Source organism: Streptomyces sp. NPDC046860 (assembly GCF_040645115.1).
Taxonomy (GTDB): Bacteria; Actinomycetota; Actinomycetes; order Streptomycetales; family Streptomycetaceae; genus Streptomyces.
Genome location: NZ_JBEYXQ010000012.1, coordinates 17,096 through 42,587, shown reverse-complemented (window position 1 = coordinate 42,587; position 25,492 = coordinate 17,096). Strand labels below are relative to the sequence as shown.

The 25,492-nt window shown below is 72.5% G+C and carries 26 protein-coding genes and 1 tRNA gene; 15 read left to right on the top strand and 12 right to left on the bottom strand.

The annotated features are described in order from the left end of the window. The first annotated feature begins 57 nt into the window (after positions 1 to 57). The 3 genes from ABZ898_RS18830 to ABZ898_RS18820 all read left to right on the top strand — a co-directional run bounded on the left by ABZ898_RS18830 (position 58) and on the right by ABZ898_RS18820 (position 2,768). Positions 58 to 636 (top strand): TerD family protein, encoded by a 579-nt coding sequence (locus ABZ898_RS18830; RefSeq protein ID WP_361659679.1) that lies wholly within the window; start codon positions 58 to 60, stop codon positions 634 to 636. Positions 637 to 711: 75 nt separating this feature from the next. Then, positions 712 to 1,857: a DUF475 domain-containing protein gene (locus tag ABZ898_RS18825; RefSeq protein ID WP_361659676.1), complete on the top strand. Its 1,146-nt coding sequence runs from the start codon at positions 712 to 714 to the stop codon at positions 1,855 to 1,857. Between the two features lie 173 nt (positions 1,858 to 2,030). Further along, positions 2,031 to 2,768, top strand: a complete 738-nt coding sequence (locus tag ABZ898_RS18820; protein WP_361659672.1) for a Tellurium resistance — start codon at positions 2,031 to 2,033, stop codon at positions 2,766 to 2,768. Between the two features lie 16 nt (positions 2,769 to 2,784). On the opposite strand, the gene ABZ898_RS18815 is transcribed toward ABZ898_RS18820, so the two are convergent. Further along, positions 2,785 to 3,645 (bottom strand): TerD family protein, encoded by an 861-nt coding sequence (locus ABZ898_RS18815; protein ID WP_361659669.1) that lies wholly within the window; start codon positions 3,643 to 3,645, stop codon positions 2,785 to 2,787. 174 nt (positions 3,646 to 3,819) lie between these two features. Between ABZ898_RS18815 and ABZ898_RS18810 the strand changes: the two genes are divergently transcribed. The 3 genes from ABZ898_RS18810 to ABZ898_RS18800 are packed head-to-tail and all read left to right on the top strand — an operon-like array spanning position 3,820 to position 8,312. Beyond that, positions 3,820 to 4,995, top strand: a complete 1,176-nt coding sequence (locus tag ABZ898_RS18810) for an HpcH/HpaI aldolase/citrate lyase family protein (RefSeq protein ID WP_361659667.1) — start codon at positions 3,820 to 3,822, stop codon at positions 4,993 to 4,995. Positions 4,996 to 5,031: 36 nt separating this feature from the next. Next, complete coding sequence (locus tag ABZ898_RS18805; protein WP_361659664.1) at positions 5,032 to 7,479, top strand: phosphoribosyltransferase; 2,448 nt, start codon at positions 5,032 to 5,034, stop codon at positions 7,477 to 7,479. Beyond that, positions 7,479 to 8,312 carry an HAD family hydrolase gene (locus tag ABZ898_RS18800; protein WP_361659661.1) on the top strand — a complete coding sequence of 278 codons (834 nt, stop codon included), beginning with the start codon at positions 7,479 to 7,481 and terminating at the stop codon, positions 8,310 to 8,312. The genes ABZ898_RS18805 and ABZ898_RS18800 overlap by 1 nt, the downstream gene beginning before the upstream one ends. Before the next feature lie 92 nt (positions 8,313 to 8,404). Here ABZ898_RS18800 and ABZ898_RS18795 read toward each other — a convergent pair whose 3' ends face one another. The 3 genes from ABZ898_RS18795 to ABZ898_RS18785 form a co-directional block, all read right to left on the bottom strand. Further along, on the bottom strand, positions 8,405 to 8,614 hold the full coding sequence (locus ABZ898_RS18795; RefSeq protein WP_361659659.1) for a zinc ribbon domain-containing protein: 210 nt from the start codon (positions 8,612 to 8,614) through the stop codon (positions 8,405 to 8,407). A gap of 41 nt (positions 8,615 to 8,655) precedes the next feature. After that, on the bottom strand, positions 8,656 to 9,240 hold the full coding sequence (locus ABZ898_RS18790) for a DUF4383 domain-containing protein (protein ID WP_361659656.1): 585 nt from the start codon (positions 9,238 to 9,240) through the stop codon (positions 8,656 to 8,658). A gap of 108 nt (positions 9,241 to 9,348) precedes the next feature. Next, on the bottom strand, positions 9,349 to 10,647 hold the full coding sequence (locus tag ABZ898_RS18785) for a hypothetical protein (RefSeq protein WP_361659654.1): 1,299 nt from the start codon (positions 10,645 to 10,647) through the stop codon (positions 9,349 to 9,351). Between the two features lie 248 nt (positions 10,648 to 10,895). Here ABZ898_RS18785 and ABZ898_RS18780 point away from each other — a divergent pair. Then, positions 10,896 to 10,967 (top strand) — tRNA-Val (locus ABZ898_RS18780). A gap of 197 nt (positions 10,968 to 11,164) precedes the next feature. Continuing rightward, on the top strand, positions 11,165 to 11,833 hold the full coding sequence (locus ABZ898_RS18775; RefSeq protein ID WP_361659651.1) for a hypothetical protein: 669 nt from the start codon (positions 11,165 to 11,167) through the stop codon (positions 11,831 to 11,833). Positions 11,834 to 11,885: 52 nt separating this feature from the next. Here the strand turns inward: ABZ898_RS18775 and ABZ898_RS18770 are convergent, their stop codons facing one another. Further along, the gene (locus ABZ898_RS18770) at positions 11,886 to 12,224 is read right to left on the bottom strand and encodes a hypothetical protein (protein ID WP_361659648.1); all 339 of its coding nucleotides are present in this window, start codon (positions 12,222 to 12,224) and stop codon (positions 11,886 to 11,888) included. Positions 12,225 to 12,390: 166 nt separating this feature from the next. Between ABZ898_RS18770 and ABZ898_RS18765 the strand changes: the two genes are divergently transcribed. Next, positions 12,391 to 12,621, top strand: coding sequence for a DUF2277 domain-containing protein (locus tag ABZ898_RS18765; protein WP_361659644.1), 231 nt, complete (start codon positions 12,391 to 12,393; stop codon positions 12,619 to 12,621). A gap of 9 nt (positions 12,622 to 12,630) precedes the next feature. Here the strand turns inward: ABZ898_RS18765 and ABZ898_RS18760 are convergent, their stop codons facing one another. Continuing rightward, on the bottom strand, positions 12,631 to 13,248 hold the full coding sequence (locus ABZ898_RS18760; protein ID WP_361659641.1) for a VTT domain-containing protein: 618 nt from the start codon (positions 13,246 to 13,248) through the stop codon (positions 12,631 to 12,633). A gap of 229 nt (positions 13,249 to 13,477) precedes the next feature. Here ABZ898_RS18760 and ABZ898_RS18755 point away from each other — a divergent pair, with 229 nt between their 5' ends. Then, on the top strand, positions 13,478 to 13,978 hold the full coding sequence (locus ABZ898_RS18755; protein WP_361659638.1) for a superoxide dismutase family protein: 501 nt from the start codon (positions 13,478 to 13,480) through the stop codon (positions 13,976 to 13,978). A gap of 96 nt (positions 13,979 to 14,074) precedes the next feature. Here the strand turns inward: ABZ898_RS18755 and ABZ898_RS18750 are convergent, their stop codons facing one another. Further along, on the bottom strand, positions 14,075 to 14,527 hold the full coding sequence (locus ABZ898_RS18750) for a DoxX family protein (protein WP_361659635.1): 453 nt from the start codon (positions 14,525 to 14,527) through the stop codon (positions 14,075 to 14,077). Between the two features lie 173 nt (positions 14,528 to 14,700). Further along, positions 14,701 to 15,345, bottom strand: a complete 645-nt coding sequence (locus tag ABZ898_RS18745) for an HNH endonuclease family protein (RefSeq protein ID WP_361660103.1) — start codon at positions 15,343 to 15,345, stop codon at positions 14,701 to 14,703. A 395-nt stretch (positions 15,346 to 15,740) separates the two neighbouring features. On the opposite strand from ABZ898_RS18745, the gene ABZ898_RS18740 reads away from it, so the two are divergent. From ABZ898_RS18740 to ABZ898_RS18730, 3 genes are all read left to right on the top strand, one after another. After that, positions 15,741 to 16,322, top strand: a complete 582-nt coding sequence (locus tag ABZ898_RS18740) for a TMEM165/GDT1 family protein (RefSeq protein WP_361659632.1) — start codon at positions 15,741 to 15,743, stop codon at positions 16,320 to 16,322. A gap of 247 nt (positions 16,323 to 16,569) precedes the next feature. Next, positions 16,570 to 17,232, top strand: coding sequence for an HAD-IA family hydrolase (locus ABZ898_RS18735; RefSeq protein WP_361659630.1), 663 nt, complete (start codon positions 16,570 to 16,572; stop codon positions 17,230 to 17,232). A gap of 99 nt (positions 17,233 to 17,331) precedes the next feature. Continuing rightward, the gene (locus ABZ898_RS18730; protein WP_361659627.1) at positions 17,332 to 19,362 is read left to right on the top strand and encodes an MDR family MFS transporter; all 2,031 of its coding nucleotides are present in this window, start codon (positions 17,332 to 17,334) and stop codon (positions 19,360 to 19,362) included. Here the strand turns inward: ABZ898_RS18730 and ABZ898_RS18725 are convergent. Together ABZ898_RS18725 and ABZ898_RS18720 are read right to left on the bottom strand one after the other, a co-directional pair. Beyond that, the gene (locus ABZ898_RS18725) at positions 19,304 to 19,855 is read right to left on the bottom strand and encodes a GNAT family N-acetyltransferase (protein WP_361659624.1); all 552 of its coding nucleotides are present in this window, start codon (positions 19,853 to 19,855) and stop codon (positions 19,304 to 19,306) included. The two genes, ABZ898_RS18730 and ABZ898_RS18725, sit on opposite strands and share 59 nt — an antisense overlap. A gap of 52 nt (positions 19,856 to 19,907) precedes the next feature. Then, entirely contained in the window at positions 19,908 to 20,315 is a 408-nt protein-coding gene (locus tag ABZ898_RS18720; RefSeq protein ID WP_361659621.1) for a DUF1992 domain-containing protein, read from the bottom strand. Positions 20,316 to 20,415: 100 nt separating this feature from the next. Between ABZ898_RS18720 and ABZ898_RS18715 the strand changes: the two genes are divergently transcribed. Further along, positions 20,416 to 20,814 carry a hypothetical protein gene (locus ABZ898_RS18715; protein WP_361659618.1) on the top strand — a complete coding sequence of 133 codons (399 nt, stop codon included), beginning with the start codon at positions 20,416 to 20,418 and terminating at the stop codon, positions 20,812 to 20,814. A 3-nt stretch (positions 20,815 to 20,817) separates the two neighbouring features. On the opposite strand, the gene ABZ898_RS18710 is transcribed toward ABZ898_RS18715, so the two are convergent. Further along, positions 20,818 to 21,489: an O-methyltransferase gene (locus tag ABZ898_RS18710; RefSeq protein WP_361659615.1), complete on the bottom strand. Its 672-nt coding sequence runs from the start codon at positions 21,487 to 21,489 to the stop codon at positions 20,818 to 20,820. Positions 21,490 to 21,648: 159 nt separating this feature from the next. Beyond that, the gene (gene proP / locus ABZ898_RS18705; RefSeq protein ID WP_361659612.1) at positions 21,649 to 23,028 is read right to left on the bottom strand and encodes a glycine betaine/L-proline transporter ProP; all 1,380 of its coding nucleotides are present in this window, start codon (positions 23,026 to 23,028) and stop codon (positions 21,649 to 21,651) included. A gap of 392 nt (positions 23,029 to 23,420) precedes the next feature. Here proP and ABZ898_RS18700 point away from each other — a divergent pair, with 392 nt between their 5' ends. After that, entirely contained in the window at positions 23,421 to 25,472 is a 2,052-nt protein-coding gene (locus tag ABZ898_RS18700; protein ID WP_361659609.1) for a bifunctional glycosyltransferase 87/phosphatase PAP2 family protein, read from the top strand. Positions 25,473 to 25,492: the final 20 nt, after the last annotated feature.

The window sequence follows — 25,492 nt, the reverse complement described above, 5'->3', positions numbered from 1 at the left end:
TTGGGCGGGGCCGGGGAGCGCAGGAGAACAGGGAACACCACAGGGGAGGAACGCAGCATGGGTGTCACGCTCGCCAAGGGAGGCAATGTCTCCCTCTCCAAGGCCGCACCGAATCTCACCGACGTCATGATCGGGCTCGGCTGGGACGCCCGCTCCACCACCGGCGCCCCTTTCGACCTGGACGCCAGCGCCCTGCTGTGCGGCGCGGGGAACCGGGTGCTGGGCGACGAGTGGTTCGTGTTCTACAACCAGCTCACCAGCCCGGACGGCTCGGTGGAGCACACCGGCGACAACCTCACCGGTGAGGGCGACGGCGACGACGAATCGATTCTTGTGGACCTTTCCCGGGTCCCGCCCCAGTGCGAGAAGATCATTTTCCCGGTGTCGATCCACGCCGCCGACGACCGCGGCCAGTCCTTCGGCCAGGTCTCCAACGCGTTCATCCGCGTGGTCAACCGCGCCGACGACCAGGAACTCGCCCGCTACGACCTGAGCGAGGACGCCTCCACCGAAACGGCCATGATCTTCGGCGAGCTCTACCGGTATCAGGGCGAATGGAAGTTCCGTGCGGTCGGACAGGGGTACGCGTCCGGACTTCGGGGCATCGCTCTAGACTTCGGAGTCAACGTTTCGTAAAGCCGGGTACGGCGCGGGGTAATCCTTCCCAGGACCACGTCTGGGCGGGACCCCCGGAAGATGATGGGGTAGCCAGTGCTTCTGAAAACCTTCGGCTGGTCGTTCGCGGTGACCGCGCTCGGCCTGGTCGCGGCGGTCTTCTACGGGGGGTGGCAGGGCTTCGGCATCGTGGCGATCCTTTCCATCCTCGAGATCTCGCTGTCCTTCGACAACGCGGTGGTCAACGCCGGAATCCTGAAGAAGATGAATGCCTTCTGGCAGAAGATCTTCCTCACGGTCGGCGTGCTCATCGCCGTCTTCGGCATGCGGCTGGTCTTCCCCGTCGTCATCGTCGCCGTCACCGCCAAGATGGGGCCGATCGAGGCCGTCGATCTCGCGCTGAACAACAAGGACCAGTATCAGGAACTGGTCACCGACGCCCACCCGGCGATCGCCGCGTTCGGTGGCATGTTCCTGTTGATGATCTTTCTCGATTTCATTTTCGAGGACCGGGACATCCAGTGGCTGCGCTGGATCGAGCGGCCGCTGGCCAAGCTCGGCAAGGTCGACATGCTGTCGGTCTGCATCGCCCTGGTCGTGCTGCTGATCACCTCCTTCACCTTCGCCACCCACGCCCACCAGCACGGCGGCGCCCATGTCGACAAGGCCCAGACGGTCCTGATCGCGGGCATCGCCGGTCTGATCACGTACATGGTCGTCGGCGGTCTCTCCGGGTACTTCGAGGACAAGCTGGAGGCCGAGGAGGAGGCCGAACACGAGGCCGAGGAGGAGGCCGCCCGCTCCGGCAAACCCCGCTCGGCGGTGAAGCTGGCCGGCCAGGCCGCGTTCTTCATGTTCCTCTACCTCGAGGTGCTGGACGCGTCCTTCTCCTTCGACGGTGTGATCGGCGCCTTCGCCATCACCAACGACATCGTCCTCATGGCGCTGGGCCTCGGCATCGGCGCGATGTACGTCCGTTCGCTGACCGTCTACCTGGTCCGCCAGGGCACCCTCGACGACTACGTCTACCTGGAGCACGGCGCCCACTACGCGATCGGCGCCCTGGCCGTGATCCTCATGGTCACCATCCAGTACGAGATCAACGAGGTGATCACCGGCCTGGTCGGTGTCGTCCTTATCGCCTGGTCCTTCTGGTCCTCGGTGCGCCGCAACCGCGCGCTGGCCGCCGAGGGCGGCGACTCGGGGTCGAGCGAGAAGACCCAGGTCTCCTCCGGCGTCTGACGCCGGCGGCGTGCGCGGTGCCCTGATCCGACCCCTAGGGGCAAGATCGGGGACCGGGCGGGGTGTGGCACCCCGCCCGGCGAGGAACGCTTCGAACGGGGCGGCCGACTCGGGTCGGCCGCCCCGACGGCTTTCACGGACGAGTGGCGGAGCAGGGGACCAGGGGGGCGGGAATGGGATTCCTCGACGGATTGCTGGGCGGCCGCGCCGCCGACTTCGACTCGGGCAGCTCGGGGTCCAACGCGATCGAACTGACCAAGCGGCACCAGCAGGTGTCCCTGACCAGGCAGGGCGCGGCCACCGGCAACCTGCGGGTCAACCTGACCTGGCGGATGCGCACCTCCGACCTCGGCGGCCCCCAGCGCGACAGCCTCTTCCGGCACCCGTTCAAGGCCCTGAAACCCCCGGAAGTGCAGGGGCACGGCCAGAGCATGGTCAACGTCGACCTGGACCTCGGCTGCCTGTACGAACTCGCCGACGGCACCAAGGGCGTCGTCCAGCCCCTCGGCGGCTATCTCGGCGACGTCAACGCGCCGCCGTACGTCAAGCTCAGCGGCGACGACCGGTTCGGCTCGGCGTCGGGCGAGACGATGTACGTGAACCTCGACCACCGGGAGGCCATCAAGCGGCTGCTGGTCTTCGTCTACATCTACGACCAGACCCCGGCCTTCGACCGCACGCACGCCGTGGTCACGCTCTATCCCAGCAACGGCCCGCGCATCGAGATCGGCCTCGACGAACGCCATCCGCAGGCCCGCTCGTGCGCGGTGGTGCTGATGGAGAACGTCAAGGACGAGCTGATCGTGCGCCGCGAGGTGAAGTTCGTCTACGGCTTCCAGGGCGAACTGGACCGGCTGTACGGCTGGGGGCTCACCTGGGGGCGCGGGTACAAGTCCAAGGCGGACCGGTGACCGCGCCCCGGCGGCGTCAGCGGCCGAGGAACTGCGGGCCCTGCGGAGGCAGCCGGAAGTCGGGGTCCAGCGGGGCCGACGCGGGCACCGGCTGCGGCTGGGGGTAGCCGTAGGCGGGCGGTGCCTGCGTGATGTCGGGCTGGGGGTAGCCGTAGGTGGCCGGGCTCGCCGAGGCGGGCTGCGGGTAGCCGTACGCGGGCGCCTGGGCCGGGACGGGCTGCGGGTAGCCGTAGGCCGGCGGCTGGGACGGGACCGGCGGCAGCGCCGGGGGCTGCTCCGGAGGCAGCGGCACCGACAGGGACTCCTGGCGGCGCGGCTCCTCGGCCGCGGCCTCCGCCTCGTCCACCGAGATGCCGAAGTCCGTGGCCAGCCCCTCCAGCCCGTTGGAGTAGCCCTCACCCAGCGCGCGGAACTTCCAGGCGTCCCCGCGCCGGTAGAGCTCGCCGCAGATCAGCGCCGTCTCCGCGCCGGTCTCCGGCTTCACCTCGAACCGGGCCAGCGCCTCGGCGTCGGCAGCCGAGGCGTCGTACAGCAGCACGCTCAGCGACGGGACGCGGTCGAAGGGGACGTCGTCGGCGGAGGCCACCAGCAGGATGCGGTGCACACCGGGCTCCACACCGCCCAGGTCCACCTGGATGGCGTCGGTCAGCCCCTCGGCGACCGGCTTGCGTCCGAGCGCCCACACCGCGCCGGAGGGGTGGCGGGGCTGGTTGTAGAAGACGAAGTCCTCGTCCGAGCGCACCCGGCCCTCGGAGTCCAGCAGCAGCGCCGAGGCGTCCACCTCCGGGACGTCCTGTCCCGGCGCCCAGCGCAGCACGGCCCGTACCGTGGCGGCGTCCAGCGGGACGTTCGACCCCTTCAGCATCGCGTGCGTCATGCGGTCATCCTGCCTTCTCGGTCCTGGTCACGACAATGCGGGGGGTGTTCTGTCCGACACGGGCGGGTAACCGGAAATTCATGCCGGCCGGGAACCCCTGACATGGGTCTCTACGTACTATTACCGGCCACCCTTTGCGGAAATCACAGACTCGGCGCGCCTTGAGGGAGTCCTATGCGTCATTTCGGGCACATCGCCCCCGAAGCGCGGGAGCGTCTCTTCCACCAGGAGCCCTGCGCCTTCACCGCCGACTCCCCGGCGCGGCTGCTCTCCGCGGCCCTGGGAGCCACCCTGTACAGCCCGGCCACCCGGCCCCGGCTCGCCGCCGACATCATGAAACAGACCGGGAACGGCGTCGTCTCGATGGTGCTCTGCCTGGAGGACTCCATCGCCGACGAGGACGTGCCCGCCGGCGAGGAGAACCTGGTCCGCCAGTTCGCCGAGCTGGACGCGCTGTGCGCCCGCACCGGAGCCGAGCCGCCGCTGCTGTTCGTCCGGGTGCGCACCCCCGGGCAGATCCCCGACCTCGTGCGGCGCCTGGGCCCCCACGCCCGGCTGCTGTCCGGATTCGTGCTGCCCAAGTTCACCGAGGAGCGCGGCGTCCCCTTCCTGGAGGCGCTGAGCGCGGCCGAGACCGCGAGCGGGCACCGGCTCTTCGCCATGCCGGTGCTGGAGTCGCCCGAGCTGCTGTACCGCGAGTCCCGCGTGGAGACCCTGGAGGGCATCGCCCGCGCGGTCGGCAAGTACCGCGAGCGGGTGCTGGCACTGCGCCTGGGCGTCACCGACTTCTGCTCCTCCTACGGGCTGCGCCGGGCGCCCGACATGACCGCGTACGACGTCCAGATCGTGGCCTCCGTGATCGCCGACGTGGTCAACATGCTGGCCCGCGCCGACGGCAGCGGATTCACCGTGACCGGACCGGTGTGGGAGTACTTCCGGGTCCCCGAGCGCGTCTTCAAGCCGCAGCTGCGGGCGAGCCCCTTCCTGGAGGTGCGCGCCGTCGAACTGCGCGAGAAGCTGATCGAACACGCCATGGACGGCCTGCTGCGGGAGATCTCCCTGGACCAGGCCAACGGTCTGCTCGGCAAGACCTGCATCCATCCCTCCCACGTCCTGCCCGTGCACGCGCTGTCCGTCGTCAGCCACGAGGAGTTCAGCGACGCCGCCGACATCCTCCGGCCGGACAGCGACGGCGGCGGCGTCCTCAGGTCCGCGTACACGAACAAGATGAACGAAGTGAAGCCGCACCGCGCCTGGGCCGAGCGGACCCTGCTGCGCGCGGAGGTCTTCGGCGTGGCCAACGAGGACATCGGCTTCGTCGACCTGCTGGCCGCCGGCGTGACCGGCTGAGCCGCCCCCACCCCTCCCCGAACCCGCAAGGAACGCATGAAGAACGCAGTGAACGACGGCGTCTGGTCCGGCACCTGGGTCGCCCGGCGGCTCGGTGTCGAACTGGAGGGCGACGAGCAGCTGACCGACCTGCTGGGGCTGGCACTGCGCCGCAACCCCAAGCGGGCCCATCTGCTGGTCTCCCGGGTGCTGGGCAAGCACGTCCCGCAGTCGCCCGCCGTGGTTCACGGCCACGGCCTCCGGCTCGGCCACCGGGTCCGCGCCCTGCTCGGGGACGCGGAGGCGGCCCGGGCGGTCGTCCTCGGGTACGCGGAGACGGCCACCGGCCTCGGCCACTCGGTCGCGGACGGCCTCGCCCTCGCCCCGTACCTGCACTCCACCCGCCGCCCGGTCGCCGGCCTCACCCCGGCCGGCGGCTTCGAGGAGTCCCACTCCCACGCCACCTCCCACCTGCTGCTCCCCGGCGACCCGGCGCTGCTGGCCGGGGACGGCCCGCTGGTGCTGGTGGACGACGAGTTCTCCACCGGCAACACGGTCCTCAACACCATCCGCGAGCTGCACGCCCGCCACCCCCGGCGCCGCTACGTCGTGGTCGCCCTGGTGGACATGCGCTCCGCCGAGGACGCCGCCCGGCTGGACCGGTTCGCCGCCGAGATCGGCGCCCGCGTCGACCTGGTCGCCGCCGCCTCCGGCACCGTACGGCTGCCCGACGGCGTGCTGGAGAAGGGGCAGGCGCTGGTCGCGGAGCACGAGCGCGCCGACACCGGCCCCGGCCCGGCGCCGCGCGGCGAGGTGACGCGGATCGGGCTGGACTGGCCCGACGGCGTGCCGGACGGCGGACGGCACGGCTTCACCCCCGCGCACCGCGCCCGGCTGGAGGAGGCGCTGCCCGCCATGGCCGCCCGGATCGCCCGCGCGCTGCCCGAGGGCGCCCGCAGGGTGCTCGTCCTCGGCTGCGAGGAGCTGATGTACGCCCCGCTGCGGCTCGCGGCCGAGCTGGAGCGGACCGTCCTGGCCGAGGTGCGCTACTCCACCACCACCCGCTCACCCGTCCTCCCCGTGGACGACCCCGGCTACGCGATACGCACCCGCCTGGCCTTCCCCGCCCACGACGACCCGGCGGACGGCCCCGGCGAGCGGTACGCCTACAACGTCGCCGGAGCGGGCTTCGACACCGTCGTCGCCGTGGTCGACTCCGCCGCCGACACCCCCCTGCTGCACGCCGGGGACGGCCTCCTGGCCCGCCTCGCGGAGCACGCCCCGCACGTCCTGCTCGCGGTCGTGCCCGCGCACACCCCCGAGCCCCGCCCCTTCGAAAGGCCGGCCATGCTGCCCGAGCCCCTCCGCGGCCCCGCCTTCTCCTCCTACGCGCCCGACGAGGTCGGCTGGCTCCTCCAGGACCTCTCCGCGGTCAGCCTGGAGGCGCCGACCGAGGAGCGCGAGGAGGCCGTGCAGAACGGCGGCGCGCACTACGCGGAGTCGCTGCCGGTGGAGTACCAGCCCAGCGAGCGCTACCAGGCGCTGTTCCACGCCGCCCTGGACACCTCCGCCGCCCGGATCGCCCGCGCGGTCGGCGTGGTCACCGAGACCGTCCTCACCGAACGGTCCGCCCGCCCGGTGCTCGTCTCCCTGGCCCGCGCCGGGACGCCCGTCGGCGTCCTCATGCGCCGCTGGGCCGAGCAGCGGTACGGACTGCGGCTGCCGCACTACGCGGTCTCTATCGTCCGGGGGCGGGGCATCGACGCCAACGCGCTGCGCTGGCTCGCCGCCCACCACGACCCGCGCGACGTCGTGTTCGTGGACGGCTGGACCGGCAAGGGCGCCATCACCCGCGAACTCGCCGCCGCCATTGAGGAGTTCGAGCGCGCCGAGGGCGTCACCGGCTTCGACCCGGAGATCGCCGTCCTCGCCGACCCCGGCTCCTGCGTGCGCACCTACGGCACCCGCGACGACTTCCTCATCCCCTCCGCCTGCCTCAACTCCACGGTCTCCGGCCTGATATCGCGCACCGTGCTCCGTGCCGACCTGGTCGGCCCGCACGACTTCCACGGCGCGAAGTTCTACCGCGAACTCGCCGACGCCGACGTGTCCACGGCCTTCCTCGACACCGTCTCCGGCCACTTCCCCGACGTGCGCGACGAGGTGGACGCGGACGTCAAGGAGCTGCTCGCCGGGGACCGCGCGCCGACCTGGGAGGGCTGGCGGGCCGTGGAGCGGATCAGCGAGGAGTACGGCATCCACGACGTGAACCTGGTCAAGCCCGGCGTCGGCGAGACCACGCGGGTGCTGCTGCGCCGGGTGCCGTGGAAGATCCTCGCCAAGGCGGGCGCGGGCGCCGACCTCGACCACGTGCGGCTCCTCGCCGAGCAGCGCGGGGTGCCGGTGGAGGAGGTCGACGGCCTGCCGTACACCTGCGTCGGGCTGATCCACCCCAAGTACACCCGCGGTGCCACCGGCGCCGACGGCCGGGCGGTGAACGTCTGATGCCGGTACTGGTGGCCAGCGACCTCGACCGCACCCTGATCTACTCGGCCGGCGCCCTCGCGCTGACCATGCCGGACGCGCTGGCGCCCCGGCTGCTGTGCGTGGAGGTGCACGAGTCCCGCCCGCTGTCCTTCATGACGGAGACGGCCGCGGCGCTGCTGACCGAACTGGCGGAGGCCGCGGTGTTCGTGCCGACGACCACCCGGACGCGTGCCCAGTACGAGCGGATCAGCCTGCCGGGACCGCCCGCCCGCTACGCGATCTGCGCCAACGGCGGCCATCTGCTGGTCGACGGGGTCACGGACGAGGACTGGCACGCCTCGGTGCTGGCCCGGCTGGCGGACGAGTGCGCGCCGCTCGCGGAGATCACCGGCCACCTGCGCCGGACCACGGACCCGGCCTGGCTGCGCAAGCAGCGGGTGGCCGAGGACCTCTTCGCCTACCTGGTGGTCGAGCGCGACCGGCTGCCCGGGGACTGGGTCGCCGAGCTGGCCGGGTGGGCCGCGGAACGCGGCTGGACGGTGTCGCTCCAGGGCCGGAAGATCTACGCCGTCCCGCGTCCGCTCACCAAGGGCGCGGCGGTGCGCGAGGTGGCCCGGCGCACCGGGGCGGAGCTGACGCTCGCGGCCGGTGACTCGCACCTGGACGCCGACCTGCTGCTGGCCGCCGGCCGCGGCTGGCGGCCCGGCCACGGCGAGCTGGCCGACAGCGGGTGGACCGCCCCGGCGGTGAGCGAGGTGGCCGAGCGGGGAGTGCTGGCGGGGGAGCGGATCACCCGCGAGTTCCTGCGGGCGGCCCGGGGCGCGGTGGTCCCGGCACGGCTGCCCGCCTAGCGGCTCGGGTCGAAGCGAGTACGGGGCGAAGCGAGAGCGGTTGAAGCGAGAACGGCACCGGACGTCTGTCCGGTGCCGTTCTCATGTCCCGCTCAGCCGCAGCAGCCGCCTCCGCAGCATCCGCCGCCTCCGCCCGAGGGGGCCGGGGCGGCCGAGGAGCCGCCCACGGCGACCGCCGACAGCAGCTTCACGGTGTCGTCGTGGCCCTCGGGGCAGGCGGCGGGATCGGCGGACTCCGCCATCGGGCGGCTGAGTTCGAAGGTGTCGCCGCAGGTCCGGCAGCGGTACTCGTAGCGAGGCATGCGCACAGGTTAGCCGCCGGGGACCTCGCCGGGAGGGTGTGTCACCCGGACTTCGTGTCCGGCCCGGTGACGGCGCGCTTGTCCGGGGTGGTGAGGGCCGGCTGCTCGTGCTCCGCCTCGGGGTGCCGGGAGCGCCAGTAGGGGTTGTCGTGCGGGAGGGCCGAGCCGACGCGGCCGTACATGCCGAACGTCATCAGCAGCAGGCCGACGATGAACGTGAAGAACACGTTCTGGATCCTGAACGCCAGGAAGTTGTTCTCGGTGTCCAGCAGGCCCAGGTTCAGGAAGCCGCTCAGGATGAACAGCACGCCGAAGACCATGTTCAGGGTCGAGGCGAAGTTGCCGCCGATCACCATGCCCGCCAGCAGGATCACGCCGACACAGATGGAGAGCACGCTCAGCGCGCCGTTGGTGTTCAGGCCCGCCACGGTGTCGCTGCCGACGTTGAAGGCGCCGATGTGGCCGACCACGCCGAGGATGCCGAAGACGAGCAGGAACAGTCCGATCAGGCCCGCGCCGATGCGGTAGACCAGGTTCAGCCGGTGGTCGACGGGCAGGTGCTCGTCGAGCACGGTGCGGTGCCGGCTGGGCCGGTTGCCGCGCGAATGCACTGCTTGTGCGGCCATGTCGCCTCCTCGGGGGCGCGTGCGAAGCCGTCCCGTACCCCTCAATACTCACCAGCGCCGCACCCACCGGCAACACGGGACCGTCCGCCCGGGCGACCGGGCGCCGGCTCACTGACCGGGGCCGCCGCGCTCCTCGCGGATCTGCGCGACCACCCGCGCCACCGTGCTCCGCACGGCCTCGGTCTCGGTGAGGAAGTGCCAGTAGTCGGGGTGGCGGCCGCTGTCCAGACCGGCGACCGCCCGGTCCAGCCGGGCCACCGCGTCGTCCAGCGGGCGGGCGTGCCGGGGCTCCGGCGCGGTACGGCCCGTCATGGCGAGCCGCTGGGCGTCGCGGAGCGCGAACCGGGTCCGCTCGATCTCCTGCCGGGGGTCCTTCTGCACCGCGTTCAGCCGGGTCAGCCGGTCACCGGCGGCCGACACCGCGTCGTCGGTGGTGTTCAGCAGGGCCCGCACCGTCGACAGCAGCGAGGTGGCGTCCGGCCAGCGCTGGGCCTCCCGCGCGGCGCGGGCCTCGCCCAGCTTGCCCTCGGCCTGGCGGACGTTCTCGGCGGCCTGCTCGGGCACGTGCTGGAGGTCCTGCCAGCAGGCGGCCGTGAACCGGCGCCGCAGCTCGCTCAGCACCGGCTCGACCTGGCCGCTGCGGGTGGTGAGGGCCTGCGCGCGGGTGCTCAGGCTGGACAGGCGGCGGTCGATCTCGACGGCGCGCTCCGGCAGCCGCTCGGCCTCCGCCCGGATCGCCCCGGCCTCCCGCTGCACCCGCTCGGCCCGCTCCAGCGTGGCCGTCACGCCGTGCTGTCCGGCGCCCTGGTTCAGCCTGGTCAGCTCGGGGGAGAGGGCGGCGAGGCGGGCGGCCAGATCGTCGGCGCGCAGCCGCTGCGCCCGTACGGCGTCCAGCGCCTCGCTCGCGCCGAGCAGGGCCTGCCGGGCGCGCTCGACGGCGGGGGCGAGCCGGGCCAACTGGGTCTCGGCGGTGCCCAGAAGGGGGCCGAGGGAGGTGCTGAACCGGTCGAGTTCCCCTTTGACCCGGACCAGTTCGTCCTTGGCCGAGGTCAGTTCGCCGCGGGCGCGGTTCGCGGTGGCGGCGTCGAGGTCGTCGCGGTCGAGGTCCTGGGCGTCGACGGCCTGGATGTAGGTGTGGCTGGCCTCGTCTATGCGCCTGCCCAGCGCCTCGAAGTCGGCGACGGCCCGGCGGGCGGCGGGGGAGTCGTCGACGGCGGAGATCGTCTCGATGGAGATGCGCAGGTCGCGCTGGGCGGTGTCGAGTTCGTAGAACGCGGCCGCCGCCGCGTCCTTGGCCGCCTGGGCCTCGGCCCGCTGGCTCTCGGCCCGGCCGCCGAACCAGCGCCGGGTGCCACCGCCGGCGAACGCCGCGGCCAGCGTCAGCCCGGCGAGCACGGGGAGGCTCATCAGGGTCAGCGCGTCACGCACGGGGGACGGCGGGTGGGGGTCTGTCTGCGCTGCTGACGTGCCCGGTGTCGCCGTCACATCCCTCTCCCGTGCCGTGGTCCGCGCTGGGTGGTGTCATTCTCCCACCCGTTGAAGACGAACACACGGCCCGGTCAGTTCACCGTCGCGCCGTCCCTCGCGGGGTTTGCGGGACCCCTCCCGAGGCAAGGTAGGCTGTCGACTCGTTCCGGCCCCCGTGCCGGGGCCACGGGTGCGTAGCTCAGGGGTAGAGCGCCTGCCTTACAAGCAGGATGTCGGCGGTTCGAAACCGTCCGCGCCCACAGCAGATCAGAGGCCCGTCGCGTCACGCGACGGGCCTCTCGCGCGTCCTGTCGGCGTCCTGCTTGCAAGGCAGGCGCTCGCCGCCTGACGTACGGGTCCGGCCGGGCGCGAAAAAGATCTTCCTTCACCGTACAACCACACCGCCTTTACGTGAGTCATACACCCGCACGACGCAAACGCACCCAAGGGGGGACTCATGACCCAGCAGTACCCGCAGTACCCGCAGCAGCCCGGCCAGCCCGGCCAGCCCGGACCCGGTCAGCCCGGCCAGCAGCCCGCCGGATGGGCCGGACCCGGCGCTCCGCAGCAGTGGGGACCCCCGCCGCAGCCGCCGAAGAAGACCGGCGCGGGCAAGATCATCGGCCTCGGATGCCTCGGTGTGATCGGCCTGTTCGTCCTCATCGGCATCATCGCCGCCGTGGCCGGCGGCGGTTCCGGCGACGACAAGGGCTCCGCCTCCGCCAAGCCCGCGGCCGGTGCGACCAAGTCCGCCGGTGGCGACGAGGGTGACGGCGGCGCCGAGCCCGCGGCGCCCGCCGGTCCGGTGCGGATCACGGCCAAGGCGGCGCCGTTCAAGAAGACCGTCCTCGCCGACGGGGACGCCTACACCAGCGTCTCGCTCACCATCGCCGCCACCGGCAAGGATCAGGTCGACGTGAACCCGCTGTACTGCTCGATCACCGACACCACCGGCAGCAAGCACACGCCCGAGCTGGCGGTGGACGAGGACCAGCTCGACGCGGTCAAGCTCGCCAAGGGCGAGAAGATCACCGGCACGATCACCGGCAAGGGGAAGTTCACCCCGAAGTACGTGTCGTGCACGGACGGTCTGATCGGTGACCCGGTGCGCGCCGACGTGTCCTGAACCCTCCCCGCTCAAGGCCCCCTCGACCGGTGTCGGCGGGGGCCTTTCGGCATCACTCGTCCTTCTCGTCCTCACGGGCGTGCTTCAGTTCCGCGCGGGCCCGGACGCGGTCCGGTGCCGCCACCTCGGTCCAGAACCGGTGGCCGGTGATGAAGACGGCCAGTTCGTGTTCGCGGCGGCGGAGTTTCTCCACCTCGGCCTGCTCGTCGGCGGACCAGCCGGGGGACGCGGGGCGTTCGATCCTGCGCCAGCCGGTGTCGTCGGTGAAGCCGTCCAGCGGGGCGACCGACCAGGGCAGCCGCTTGAGCAGGGCCGACAGCTCGGCCCTGACCTGATGCAGCTCCTCCTGCCCGGCGAGCAGGTCACTGGGGAATTCATGGGACGCAGGCACAGCGCAATGGTACGCCTGTTCGAATTTGAGAGGCGAGCTTCGCCGGGGAGTTCATTCGAACGAGTGCACCCGGCCGACGCGGCCGCCCCGCTTCCCCGCCGCACCGCAACGCGCCCCCGGCCGCGCCGAGTTCAGGTGCGCGGCGCCGGTGGAGGACACTGGAGGCATGTGCCGGAGTATCAAGACGTTGCGGCCGCCGGTGTTGCCCGGTGAGGCCACCGAGGACGACATCCGCGCCGCCGCGCTGCAGTACGTACGCAAGGTCTCGGGCTTCCGGGCCCCCGCCGCGCACAACCGCGAGGCGTTCGACCGTGCCGTGGACGCCGTCACCCTGGCCACGGCGGAGCTGCTGGACAGCCTGGAGGTGCGGGGCAGGCCCGTACGGCAGGAGCCGTGAGCCGTTCCCTCAGGATTCGGTCGGCCGGCGCCGCATGAGGTACGCCGCCGCCGCGCCGGCCCCGCACAGGGCCGCCACCGACACGGCCGTCGCCAGCCAGGCCGTGCCCAGCCAGCGGGTGCCCCAGTAGCCGAGGGCCGCGCTGTAGGCGGCCCAGGAGAGGCCCGCGAGGGCGGACCAGGGGACGAAGTCGCGGGCGCGGCGGTGGGCGGCGCCCGCGCAGAAGGAGACGACCGAGCGTCCGGCGGGGGCGAAGCGCGCGAGCACGACCAGTGCGCCGCCGCCCCGCGACAGCGCCTCGCCGAGACGTTCCTGCGCCGTGGTCAGCCGCCGGGAGCGGGCGATGGCGCGGTCCAGCCTCTCGCCGCCGCGCCAGGCCAGCCGGTACGCGACCAGGTCGCCCAGTACGGACGCCGTCGCGGCCAGCAGGATCAGGACCAGGAGGTCCGGCACGTCGTGCGGGACCTCGCCCGCGGCCGCGCCGGTGCCGGCCGCCGCCGCGGTGGCGGCCGCGATGACCAGGACGCCGCTGGGCAGCACCGGCACGAACACGTCGAGCAGGACCGAGACGGCCACCACGGCGTAGATCCATGGACCGGCCGCCAGTGACCCCACGCTCTCCAGCACGATGACTCCCCGTCGTTCCCCCGATTACAGCCATACAGCGTACGCCTGACCGGTGACGGGAGGTTCATGGGGGGATCAAGTGATCATCACAACATGTTCACGTCAGCCACCGTCGTACAGTCGCGTACTTCGCGTTTCACCCGTGCGGCGCACCCATGGGGCGGGCGGGGCTCATGTCCCGTACCAACGTGTGGGGAGCACATACGGTTACGGGAGAGAAGGTGTGGTCATGCTGGCGACCCTGAGCGCGGCCGCGGTGCTGGTGGGCGCCGCCGCCGGGGGGTACACCGTCGACGCCGAGGGCCGGTTCGCGCCGCCCGCGGCGTTCATCCCCTCGGCCGCGGTGACGTACGACCAGTCCTACGTCCCGGCCGCCGCCTCGGTCCGGGTGCGTCAGCACACCGCCGCGGGCGGCGTCACCACCGTCGAGCTGCGCCTGACCGGTGTGCGCCCCGGTCACTCCTTCGGGGCCTACGTCCACGAGCGCCCCTGCGGCGCCCTCCCGGCCGACGCCGGTGCCCGCTACGAGAACGTGCCCGGCGCCGCCGGTGACAACGAGGTCCGCCTCGACCTCACCACCGACGACCGGGGGGCGGGTGCCGCGAGCGTCCGCCACGACTGGGGGCTGCGGCGCGGCGAGGCCGCGTCCGTGGTGATCCAGGACCGCCCCGGCGACGGCGCGGCCCGTGTCGCCTGCTTCACGGTGCCCTTCGGGTGGGTCACCGAGTAGAGCGGGCGGGGGAGAAGAGGTCCCCGGCGCACAGGGCGAGGTCACGCGCGACGGGCGGCACACCGGTGAGGTGCCGCCCGTCGCGCGTGCCGGTGCTCAGGCCGCTATCGGCTCCGGCGTCCGCTCCTTCGCGGGCGTCGCCCGCCGGGACGCCACCACCCGGTCCAGGCCGAACGCGCCCGACCCCGTGAAGACCAGCAGGAGGAAGGTCCAGCAGAACAGGACCGACAGCTCGCCGCCGTTCTGGATGGGCCACAGCGCCACCTGCTGGTGGACGTCGAAGTAGGCGAACGCCATCGACCCGGAGGCGATCAGGGCGGCACCGCGCGTGCCGAGGCCCAGCAGGACCAGGCCGCCGGCGACGAGCTGGATCACCGCCGCGTACCAGCCGGGCCACGCGCCCGCCTCGATGGTGCCGCCGCGGGTGCCCATGGCACCGCCGAGGACACCGAAGAGCGAGGCGGCGCCGTGCGCGGCGAACAGCAGGCCGATGACGATGCGGAAGAGCCCGAGCGCGTAGGGCCGGGCGGCGTCGAGACGTGTGGACATGGGGGGAGGTCTCCTTTTTCGGGGCCGGAGGTGGGGCGGCGGGTACCGAACGAGAGGACAGGTTAGGTATGCCTCACACGTACTTGCAAGTTCAACATTCAGCCATGATCGGAAACGGCGACGGCCCGCCCCCGGCCGGATGGCGGGGGCGGGCCGTCGTGCGGCGGGTTCGGTCAGCAGCCCGACAGGTAGTTCGTCAGCGCGCTCTTCTCCGCCGAGTCCACCGAGAGGTTGTAGTAGTACTTCACCTGCACCCAGGCGCGGACGTAGGTGCAGCGGTACGAGGACTGGCTCGGCATCCAGGTGGCCGGGTCCTGGTCGCCCTTGGACTGGTTGACGTTGTCCGTGACCGCGATGAGCTGGGGGCGGGTGACGTCGTTGGCGAGGCCCTGGCGCTGGGCCGTCGTCCACTTGCTCGCGCCGGAGTCCCACGCCTCGGCCAGCGGGACGACGTGGTCGATGTCCACGTCGGAGGCCGAGCTCCAGGTCGCCCCGTCGTAGGGCGAGTACCAGCTGCCGCCGGTCGCCACGCACGCGGAGTCGGTGGTCACGTTCGTCCCGTCCCGCTTGAGTATGTACTCGCGCGTGTTGCAGGTGCCGCTGATGGTGATCCAGGTCGGGAACAGGTCCCGGCTGTAGCCGGTGCGGTTCTCCGTGGCCACGGTGAGCTGCGAGAGGTAGCTGCGGGCGGTGGCGCCGCTGACCGGGGTCGGCAGGGCGGCGGACGCGCTGGGGGAGTCGACCAGTGCGGCGGAGGCGAGCAGACCGGTGGCGGCGGCCAGGGTGGCAAGCCGTCGACGCGCGTAGAACCGCGACATGCGGGACATGCGGAACATATGAACTCCCTTGTGGGGTGGGGGTTTTGGCGCGCGGGCAGGGGAATGCTCGCCGTGCGGTGTTGCGGTGGGGTGAGCGCCCGGTTAGAAGCTAATGACGCGCTCATGACACGACAAGGTTCATGACGGAACTTTCACGTCCCGTACGATGGACGGTGCAGAAGGGGAGTAGCTCTTCGCCGGACCGTCGACATACTGCTCAGCGAGCCTGGGCCGGCGCCCGGAGGCGGAATCCCGCGGGACCCGCCAGCGAGACCTTCGGCAAGCAGTGCACGCCCGTGCCCCCCGGCGCGGGTGCCGTGTGTGCTGCCGTGCCGAGGCGTCTCCCGCGTGATGTGCGCGACTCTCGGCGGGGCGGCCCGACCGATTGAGGAACCTTGATCAGCATCACCGTGACGGCGCTCGTCTTCGGCGTCATCTTCCTCGCCGAACTGCCGGACAAGACCGCGCTCGCCGGTCTCGTCCTCGGCTCCCGCTACCGCGCCTCGTACGTCTTCGCCGGTGTCGCCGCCGCCTTCCTGGTGCACGTCGTGCTGGCCGTCGCCGCGGGCAGCGTGCTGACCCTGCTGCCCCAGCAGCTCGTGCACGCCCTCACCGGCGTCCTCTTCCTCGGCGGCGCGGCCGTGCTGCTGCTGAAGCGGGACGAGGACGAGGAGGAGATCAAGAAGCCCGCCGACCAGTCCTTCTGGAAGGTCGCGGGCACGGGCTTCATGCTCATCCTGGTCGCCGAGTTCGGCGACCTCACGCAGATCATGACCGCCAACCTCGCCGCCCGCTACGACGACCCGCTCTCGGTCGGCCTCGGCGCGGTGCTCGGCCTGTGGGCGGTGGCCGGGCTCGGCATCGTCGGCGGGAAGGCCCTGATGAAGCGCGTCCCGCTGCGGCTGATCACCCAGATCGCGGCCCTGCTGATGGTCGGCCTCGGCGTGTGGAGCCTGTACGAGGCCATCGCCGGCTGAGCCCGCCGGAGCCGCCCGCCGGCTGAGCCCGCCGGAGCCGCCCGCCGGCTGAGCCCGTCGGAGCCGCACGCGGGAGGCGCGGTGGCGGGATGCGGTCCGCGTTTTGTACCGTGAGAAAACAAAGTGGCTCCCGCCCGTTTCCCCTGACCGGCGGGCGGGGCCGCCTTGTCCCCGTCAGGGACCCCGACGGCCCACCCTTTCCCGCCCCGGGCCCCGCGTCCGGGCACCCGCGCCCCTGGAGCTGCCGATGGCCACCGAGCCCGCCGTACTCACCGCCCGCGCCCTCCTGCTCGACATGGACGGCACCCTCGTCAACTCCGACGCCGTGGTCGAACGGATCTGGCGGCGCTGGGCCGCCGCCCAGGGGCTCGACGGCGACGAGGTCATGAGCGTCGTGCACGGCCGGCAGGGGCACGCCTCCATGGCGCTGCTGCTCCCCGGCCGCCCCGTCGAGGAGAACCTCGCGGACAACGCCCGCATGCTCGCCGAGGAGACCGCCGACATGGACGGCGTGATCGAGGTGCCCGGCGCCACCGCCTTCCTCGCCGCCCTCCGCGACGTCCCGCACGCCCTGGTCACCTCCGCCGACGTGGCCCTGTCCACCGCGCGCATGGCCGCCGCCGGACTCCCGCTGCCCTCGGTCCGGGTCACCGCCGAATCGGTCGGCGCGAGCAAGCCCGACCCCGAGGGCTTCCTCAAGGGCGCGGCGGAACTCGGCGCCGACCCCGCCGACTGCGTGGTCTTCGAGGACTCCGGCGCCGGCATCGCGGCCGGGCGCGCCGCCGGGATGCGGGTCGTGGGCGTCGGGCCGCGGGCCGGCGAACACCGCCCGGACGCCTGGGTGCGGGACCTCACCGAGGTCCGGATGGAGTCCGGGCCGGACGGCACGGTCCGCCTTCTCATCGGCTGACCGGCCGCGCAAGCCGGGCCGGACTCCCGCCTCCTCGACAGGCCGTGGCCTCCGTCACCGCCGAACATGGGGGTAGGCAACCGAGCCCGGGAGGTCCTCATGGCCCTGGACACGCACGGCGCGGCCGAGGAGGTGCGCCGGGGCGGGCAGGTGAGCGGGAACGTCCTCGTCTCCATCGGGGCCCTGCTGCTCGGTCTGCTGCTCGCCGCGCTCGACCAGACCATCGTGTCGACGGCGCTGCCGACCATCGTCAGCGACCTCGGCGGGCTCGAGCACCTGTCCTGGGTCGTCACCGCCTACCTGCTGGCCTCCACCGCGGCGACCCCGCTGTGGGGCAAGCTCGGTGACCAGTACGGGCGCAAGCGGCTGTTCCAGCTCGCCATCGTCATCTTCCTGGTCGGCTCCGCGCTGTGCGGGATGGCGCGGGACATGCCCCAGCTCATCGGGTTCCGGGCGCTGCAGGGCCTGGGCGGCGGCGGGTTGATGGTGCTGTCCATGGCGATCGTCGGCGACATCGTGTCGCCCCGCGAACGCGGCCGGTACCAGGGGCTGTTCGGCGCGGTGTTCGGCGCGACCAGCGTGCTCGGACCCCTGCTCGGCGGGCTGTTCACCGAACACCTCAGCTGGCGCTGGGTGTTCTACGTCAACCTGCCCGTCGGCATCGTCGCGCTCGTCGTCATCGCCACCGCCCTGCACATCCCGCGCCGCGCCTCCCGGCACACCATCGACTACCTCGGCACCCTGCTGATCGCCGCCGTCGCCACCTGTCTGGTGCTGGTCGCCTCGCTCGGCGGGACGACCTGGCCGTGGGCGTCGGCGCAGATCGTCGGGCTGGCCGTCCTGGGCGTGCTGCTCGCGCTCGCGTTCGTCGCCGTGGAGCGGCGGGCCGCCGAACCGGTGCTGCCGCTCAAGCTGTTCGGCATCCGCACCTTCACCCTCGCCGCCGTGATCAGCTTCATCGTCGGCTTCGCCATGTTCGGCGCGATGACCTATCTGCCGACCTTCCTGCAGATCGTGCACGGCATCTCGCCCACCATGTCCGGCGTGCACATGCTGCCGATGGTGATCGGGCTGCTGCTCACGTCGACCGTGTCGGGGCAGATCGTCAGCCGCACCGGCCGCTGGAAGGTCTTCCCGGTCGCGGGCACCGCCGTCACCGCCCTCGGACTGCTCCTGCTCCACCGGCTCGACGAACGCAGCTCCACGCTGGAGATGAGCGTCTACTTCTTCGTCTTCGGCCTCGGGCTCGGCCTGGTCCTCCAGGTGCTCGTCCTCATCGTGCAGAACGCGGTGTCCTACGAGGACCTGGGCGTCGCCACCTCCGGCGCGACCTTCTTCCGGTCCATCGGCGCCTCCTTCGGCGTCGCCATCTTCGGGACCGTCTTCTCCGGCCGCCTCGGCGACAAGCTCACGGAGGCGTTCCGGGGCGTCGGCCTGCCGTCCGGCGTGTCCGCCGACGCGCTGGAGGCCGACCCGCGCGGCATCGGCGCCCTCCCGCCCCCGCTGCGCCCGGCCGCGCTGCACGCCTTCTCCTCGTCCATCACCGACGTCTTCCTCTACGCCGCCCCGGTCGCGTTCGCCGGCTTCGTCCTGGCCTGGTTCCTCAAGGAGGACCGGCTGCGCGGCTCGGTCACCGCGCCCGACGCCTCCGAGACGCTCCCGCCCAACCCGGTCCACCGCTCCTCCTACGACGAGGTGTGCCGCGCGCTGTCCGTGCTCGGCACCCGCGAGGGGCGGCGGGAGATCTACGAGGAGATCACCGCCCGCGCCGGGTACGACCTGCTGCCCGCCGCGAGCTGGATGCTGCTGCGGATGCGCAGGTACGGGTCCGTGGAGCCGTACCTGCTCGCCGAGCGCGCTCCGGTGCCGCTCAGCACGGTGCTGGCCGCCGCGCGGCAGGTCGAGGAACGGCGGCTGGCCGCGCGCGACGGGCTGGAGCTGTCGCTCACCCCGGCCGGGGCGGAGGTCGCCGAGCGGCTGGCGAAGGCGCGCGAGGACTCGCTGTCCGAGCTGCTGGGGGACTGGTGGGAGCCCGGACGGCCCACGGATCTCGTGCAGTTGGTGAAGGAACTCACCGCCGAGCTGTGCGGCTCCGAGCGGGAGCGGCCGCAACTGCGGAAGCCGGCTTGAGGCCGAGGTCCTTGGTGAACCAGTGCTCGGCGTACGGGTCCTCGTTGTGCCGTTCGGTCTCCGTGTAGCCGAGCCGGGCGTACAGGGTGCGGGCTTCCACGAGGTCGGTGCGGGTGTCCAGGATCATCCGGCGGGCGCCCAGGGAGCGGGCGGCCTCCTCGGCGGCGCGGACCAGCGGGGCCGCGCCGCCGAGGCCGCGCGTGTGCGGGGACAGGAAGACGCGGGTCAGCTCCGCCGTGTCCGGGGCGAGCAGCCGTACGCCCGCCGTGCCCGCCGGTTCGCCACCGTACCGGGCCACCAGCAACGCGCCGCCGGGCGGGGCGAGTTCGGCGCCGGTGCGGGCCGCGATCTCCCGCTCCAGCTCGGCCGGGCCGGTGCGGTGCCCCTCGTGCAGGAGGTACCAGCGGTCGCTGACCTCGGTGTAGTACGCCCGCCACAGGGCGGCGGCCACGGGGGAGTCGTACGGTTCCGGGGCGATGGTCCACGTCGTCATACGGGTCATCCCAGCGGGGCGGGCCCGGCCGGGGCAAACGGTTTGTCCGCGCTCAGGACGCCTCGCGGCGCCGCCGCCACTCGCCGACCACCTCGTCCACGTCGTACGGCTTCTTCCCCAGCGGCGGACCCGGCGGGGGCCGGAACATCATGTCCTTGATCTTGACGTTGACCGCGGCGATGATCTCCCGGACGGCACGCTCCGAAGGGGCCGCGTACGCGGCCGCGAGGGCGTCCTCGGCCTCCTTGCGCAGGGCGAGCGCCGGGGGCAGGACGGCCAGGCCCTCGCGGGCCATCTTCCGCTTCACCCACCACATCTCGTCGTAGCCGGACTCCAGCCCGGCGGGCAGCGGCTCGCCCGTCCCTTGCAGCCGGTCGAACGCGCCGCGGCGCTGGGCCGCACCGATCTGATGGTCGACCCAGGACTCGAACGGGACACTCGGTGGCTTTCGCTCGGTCATGACCCTCATTGTGCCGGACGTGGGCGAGCCGGGCGTTCTATCATGCGGCGGCGGTGCGGCGATCTGGTGTCCGCACCAGGAGGCTTCAGGGGGAACACGCGTGCTCGAACTCACCATGGCCGCCGTCTCCAGCGAGGAAGCGGGTGCCACGGCAGGCATGACGATGGCGGAGGCGCCCAGCGAGCCGGGCGCCGCCCTGCGGGTGGGCCGGGACGGCGCCGTGTGCCGGCTCGTCACTCCCGAGGACTGGCTCTTCGTCTCCCGCGTGCACCTGGAGTTCCTCTGCGGCCCCGACGGGGGCTGGCAGCTCTCCTGGCTCCACGGCTCCCAGGCCGACCCCTCCTCGGAGGTCCGGCTCACCGTCGGCGAGTACGCCCAGACCGTCCCGTACGGCGGCACGGTCCGGCTGCCCCGGGGCGGCTCGGGCGAGGTGGTCGTCCAGGACCGCACCGCGCCCCGCAGCGTGAACGTGGGCTTCTACCACGAGCCCCCGCGGTAAGGGCTACTCCACGACGCGGGCCAGCGCGAAGCCGTCGTAGCCCTTCGGGCCCACCGTCTGCAGGGCGGTGCCGGTCAGCCGGGGGTGGGTGGCGATGAGGTCGATCGCGGAGCGGGTGCCGGTGACGGCCGGGTCGGTACTGGTGGCGTCGGCGACCTGGCCGCCGCGGACGACGTTGTCGAGGACGATCAGGCTGCCGGTGCGGGACAGGCGCAGGGCCCACTCCACGTAGTGCGGGTTGTTCCCCTTGTCGGCGTCGATGAAGACCAGGTCGAAGGGGGCCGGGTTCTCGTCGGCGAGCTTGGGCAGCGACTCGAGGGCGGGGCCGACGCGCACGTCCACGATCCGGTCCAGGCCCGCCCGCGCGATGTTGCGGACGGCCACGTCGGCGTGTTCCGCGCTGTGCTCCAGCGTGACCACGCGGCCGTCCGCCGGGAGGGCGCGGGCCAGCCAGATGGTGCTGTAGCCCCCGAGGGTGCCGATCTCCAGCACCGTGCGGGCGCCCTGGATCTGGGCGAGCAGCTGCAGGAACTTGCCCTGGGTGGGCGTGACCGCGATCGGCGGCAGCCCGGCCGCGTCCGAGTCGCGCAGGGCCGCCCGCAGGGCGTCGTCGTCCGGTGCGAGACGGCTGGTGAAGTAGAGGTCGACGTCGTCCCACCGCTGCGACTCGCTCATGCGTGTGCTGCCTTTCCGAGTGTCTGCGCGAAACCCCCGCGGGGGGTCCTTGGTGTCCCCCGAGGATGATCCCAGCGCGGCGGCCCCGAAGGGCGGAAAGACAGAAGTGGGCGCGGGAACCGTTCGTCCGGTTCCCGCGCCCACCTCCGGCGGAGGAAGCTACTGCTTCGCCGCCTCCACCGCGGGCGGGGAGCCCGGCAGCGGCCGGCCGGCGGACTCGCTCATCCGCCACACCGCGAAACCACCGATGACGGCGGCCGCCATCATGTAGTACGCGGGCATCATCAGGTTGCCGGTCGCCCCGATCAGCGCGGTGACCACCAGCGGGGTCGTGCCGCCGAACAGGGACACCGAGACGTTGAAGCCGATCGACAGCGAGCCGTAGCGCACCCGGGTCGGGAACAGCGCCGGCAGGGCGGCGGGCATCGCGGCGGTGAAGCAGACCAGCAGCAGACCCAGCGCGCCCATGCCGAGCGCGACGGCCAGCAGGCTGCCCTGGCGGATCAGCAGCAGCGCGGGCACGGAGAGGAACAGGAAGCCCGCGCAGCCCGCGGCGATCACCGGACGGCGGCCGACACGGTCGGTCAGGGCGCCCGCGAACGGCTGGACGATCATCATCAGGGCCATCACACCGAGCACGACCAGCAGACCGTGGGTCTCGTCGTACTTCAGCTCACTGGTGAGGAAGCTCGGCATGTACGACAGCAGCATGTAGTCGGTGACGTTGAAGACGAGCACCAGGCCCATGCACAGCAGCAGCGACTTCCACTGGCCCGCGACCATCTCGCGCAGCGGCACCTTCGGCCGGTTGGTCTCGGCCTTCTCGACCTCGGCGGCGAACGCCGGGGTCTCCTCCAGGCGCATGCGCAGGTAGAGGCCGATGATGCCCATCGGACCGGCGATCAGGAACGGGATGCGCCAGCCCCAGGAGAGCAGGTCGTCCGTGGAGAGCAGGGCCGTCATCAGCGTGACCAGGCCGGCGCCGCCGATGTAACCGGCCAGTGTGCCGAACTCCAGCCAGCTTCCGAGGAAGCCGCGCTTCTTGTCCGGGGCGTACTCGGCGATGAAGGTCGAGGCGCCCGCGTACTCACCACCGGTGGAGAAGCCCTGCACCAGGCGGGCCGCCAGCAGCAGCAGCGGCGCGCCGACGCCGATCGAGGCGTACGACGGGATCAGGCCGATGGCGAAGGTGCCCGCGGCCATCATGATCATCGTGACGGCGAGGACCTTCTGGCGGCCCACCCGGTCGCCCAGCGGGCCGAAGATCATGCCACCGAGCGGCCGGACGAGGAAGGCCGCCGCGAAGGCGCCGAACGTCGAGAGGAGCTGTGCAGTCGCGTTCCCGGAAGGGAAGAAGACTTTGCCGAGGGTGACGGCGATGTAGCTGTAGACACCGAAGTCGAACCACTCCATCGCGTTGCCGAGCGCGGCCGCCTTGACGGCACGCTTGACGAGCGCGGGGTCGGTGACCGTGGGCTCTGCCTGGGCCTTCGAGGTCCGAAGGGTCTTCGGACTGGGACTGACAGCGGTGGCGGCCAAAACGGAACTCGCCTGCCTTTCGACGGGGACACGGGCAACGCCGGACGACGACGGCGATGACGTGCGTCAGGCAGAAAAGAGACGATAGGAGAGTTTCGGCCCCTTACGTCCCGTGAGCGGAACGTTGCATTCTGCAAAGAAACCGCGTCTACGCTGGTACGTCTGCCCCGTCACCCGTACATGATCCCGACCAATAATGTGATCCATATCGCGTCCCTGACCGGAAACCATGCCGTCCGTCGGCCGACGTGTTCCGGACAAACAGACGATGTCCGTAAGGCGGCCCCCTGGGTTCCGGCGTCCTTTTTAGGGGCCCTTGCGCCCCGTAGGGTTCGCCGGGAACCCGGTGCGTGTGACGCGCGGGGACGCGATGGGGCGGGAGGCCGCAGGGCGTGGTGGACGTGGAACACGGCGGACGACCGGCGGACGCGCTCGCGGCGTCCGGACCCGGAGCGCGGCTGCGCGCCGCCCGGCTCGCCCTGTGGGCGCTGGCCGCGACCCTCGCGGCCCGGCAGGTGGCCGTCGTCCTCGGCAGCCCGAGCGGCCGGCGCCTCACCGACCTGGAGACCTGGGTCGGCCCGCAGGGCGTCCTGCACGTGCGCGGCTCCCTCTACGACTCCACCCGCTTCACCGGCACCCCGTTCGCCGGCCTGGTCCTCAAGCCCCTCACCCGCGCCGCCGAACAGGCCCTCGGCTGGGGCTGGACCTTCGGCACCCTGTTGCTGGTCGCCGCCCTCGGCCTGGTCGCCGCCCGCGCCCTGCCCCGCCCCGTCGGGCGCCGTACCGCCCTGCTGGCCGCCCCGGTCGCCGTCAGCCTGCTCATGGTCTCGCTGCCGGTCCGCACCACCCTGTGGCTCGGCCAGACCAGCGTCGTCCCGGTGCTGCTCGTCCTGCTCGGCTGCCTCACCGTGCGCGGCGAACGCGCCGGGGGCGCGCTCGTCGGGCTGGCCGCCGCCCTCCAGCCGACGGTACTGCTCTTCGTCCCGCTGCTGTGGTGCACCGGCCGCCGCCGGGCCGCGCGGGCCGCCGCCGCCGGCTTCGCGGGCGGCACCCTGCTCGCCTGGGCGGCGATGCCCGGCGACTCCGCCACCTACTGGGTGCACCACATGGCGGGCGCCGGCCTCGGCGGCAGCGCCGACGCCCTCGCCAACCAGTCCCTGCACGGCGCCCTGCTCCGGTCCGGCCTCAGCGGGCCGCCGGAGATCGCGCTCTTCCTGCTGCTCGGCTCCGCCGTCGCCGTCCTCGCGCTGCGCCGGGCCGTGCGCTACGCCCGGGACGGGCAGCCGCTGCTCGCCGTCGCCGTGACCGGCTGCGCCGCCGTGGCCGTCTCGCCGACCACCTGGCAGCACCAGGCGCTGTGGGTGCTGCTCGCGGTGGCCGGCCGGGTCGGCGAGCGCGCCGCCGACCGTACCGTCTGGCCGGTCGCGGTGGTCCTGGTGACCACCCTTCCGGCGACGATGATGCTGCCGAACACACCGGTGATGTACCCGCTGCGGGACAACCTCGTCCTCCTCGCGGCCCTGGCCGCAGCCACCGCCGTCCCCTTCCTCTCCCGCACCTCCCCCTCCTACGCGGCCCCGGTACCCACCGAGTACGCCCGCCAGGTCCCGGCCCGGACGGCGCACGTGCCGCTGCTGCCGTTCCTGCGGCGCCCGCTGACCCGGCCCAACCTGCTGATGGAGCTGCTGCTCATCCGCGTCACCTACGCCGCCTACCAGCAGGTGCGGCTCGCGGCCTCGGGCGGCGACGACGAGGCCGCCCGCGCCACCGCCGAGCACCACGGCCGCATGGTCCTCGCCGCCGAGCGGTTCCTGCGCGTCGACATCGAGCACGCCGTGAACCACGCCGTCGTCCAGGCGGGGTGGCTGCGCGGCCTTCTCGACTTCTACTACGAGTCCTTCCACTTCGTCGTCCCCCTGGCCGTGCTCGCCGTCCTCTACCGGCGCCGCCCGGTCGACTACCGCTGGGCCCGCGCCTCCCTCGGCTTCACCACCCTGCTCGCGCTGACCGGCTTCTGGCTGTTCCCGCTGGCCCCGCCGCGCCTGATGCCGGGCCTCGGCTTCGTCGACACCGTCCACGGCGCACAGGACCTCGCCAACCCGGACTACGGCGCGATGACCGCGATCACCAACCAGTACGCGGCGATGCCCTCGCTGCATTTCGGCTGGTCGCTGTGGTGCGGGGTGGTCGTCGCGGTGCTCGCGCCGCGCTGGTGGATGAAGGCGCTCGGCCTGCTGCACCCGCTGTTCACCGTCACCGCGATCGTGGCGACCGCCAACCACTGGGTGCTGGACGCGGCCGGCGGCGCACTGGTCGTGGGCGGCGGCTTCGCGCTCGGCTACGTACTGATCGGGCCGCGCGGGGTCGTGCCGGAGCGCGGCACCGGACGGCCCCCGGCCCAGCGGGCACCGCTGCCCGAGGAGCGGCGGGTCGGCTCCCGCTGAGCCGGAGCGGCCCTGGAACG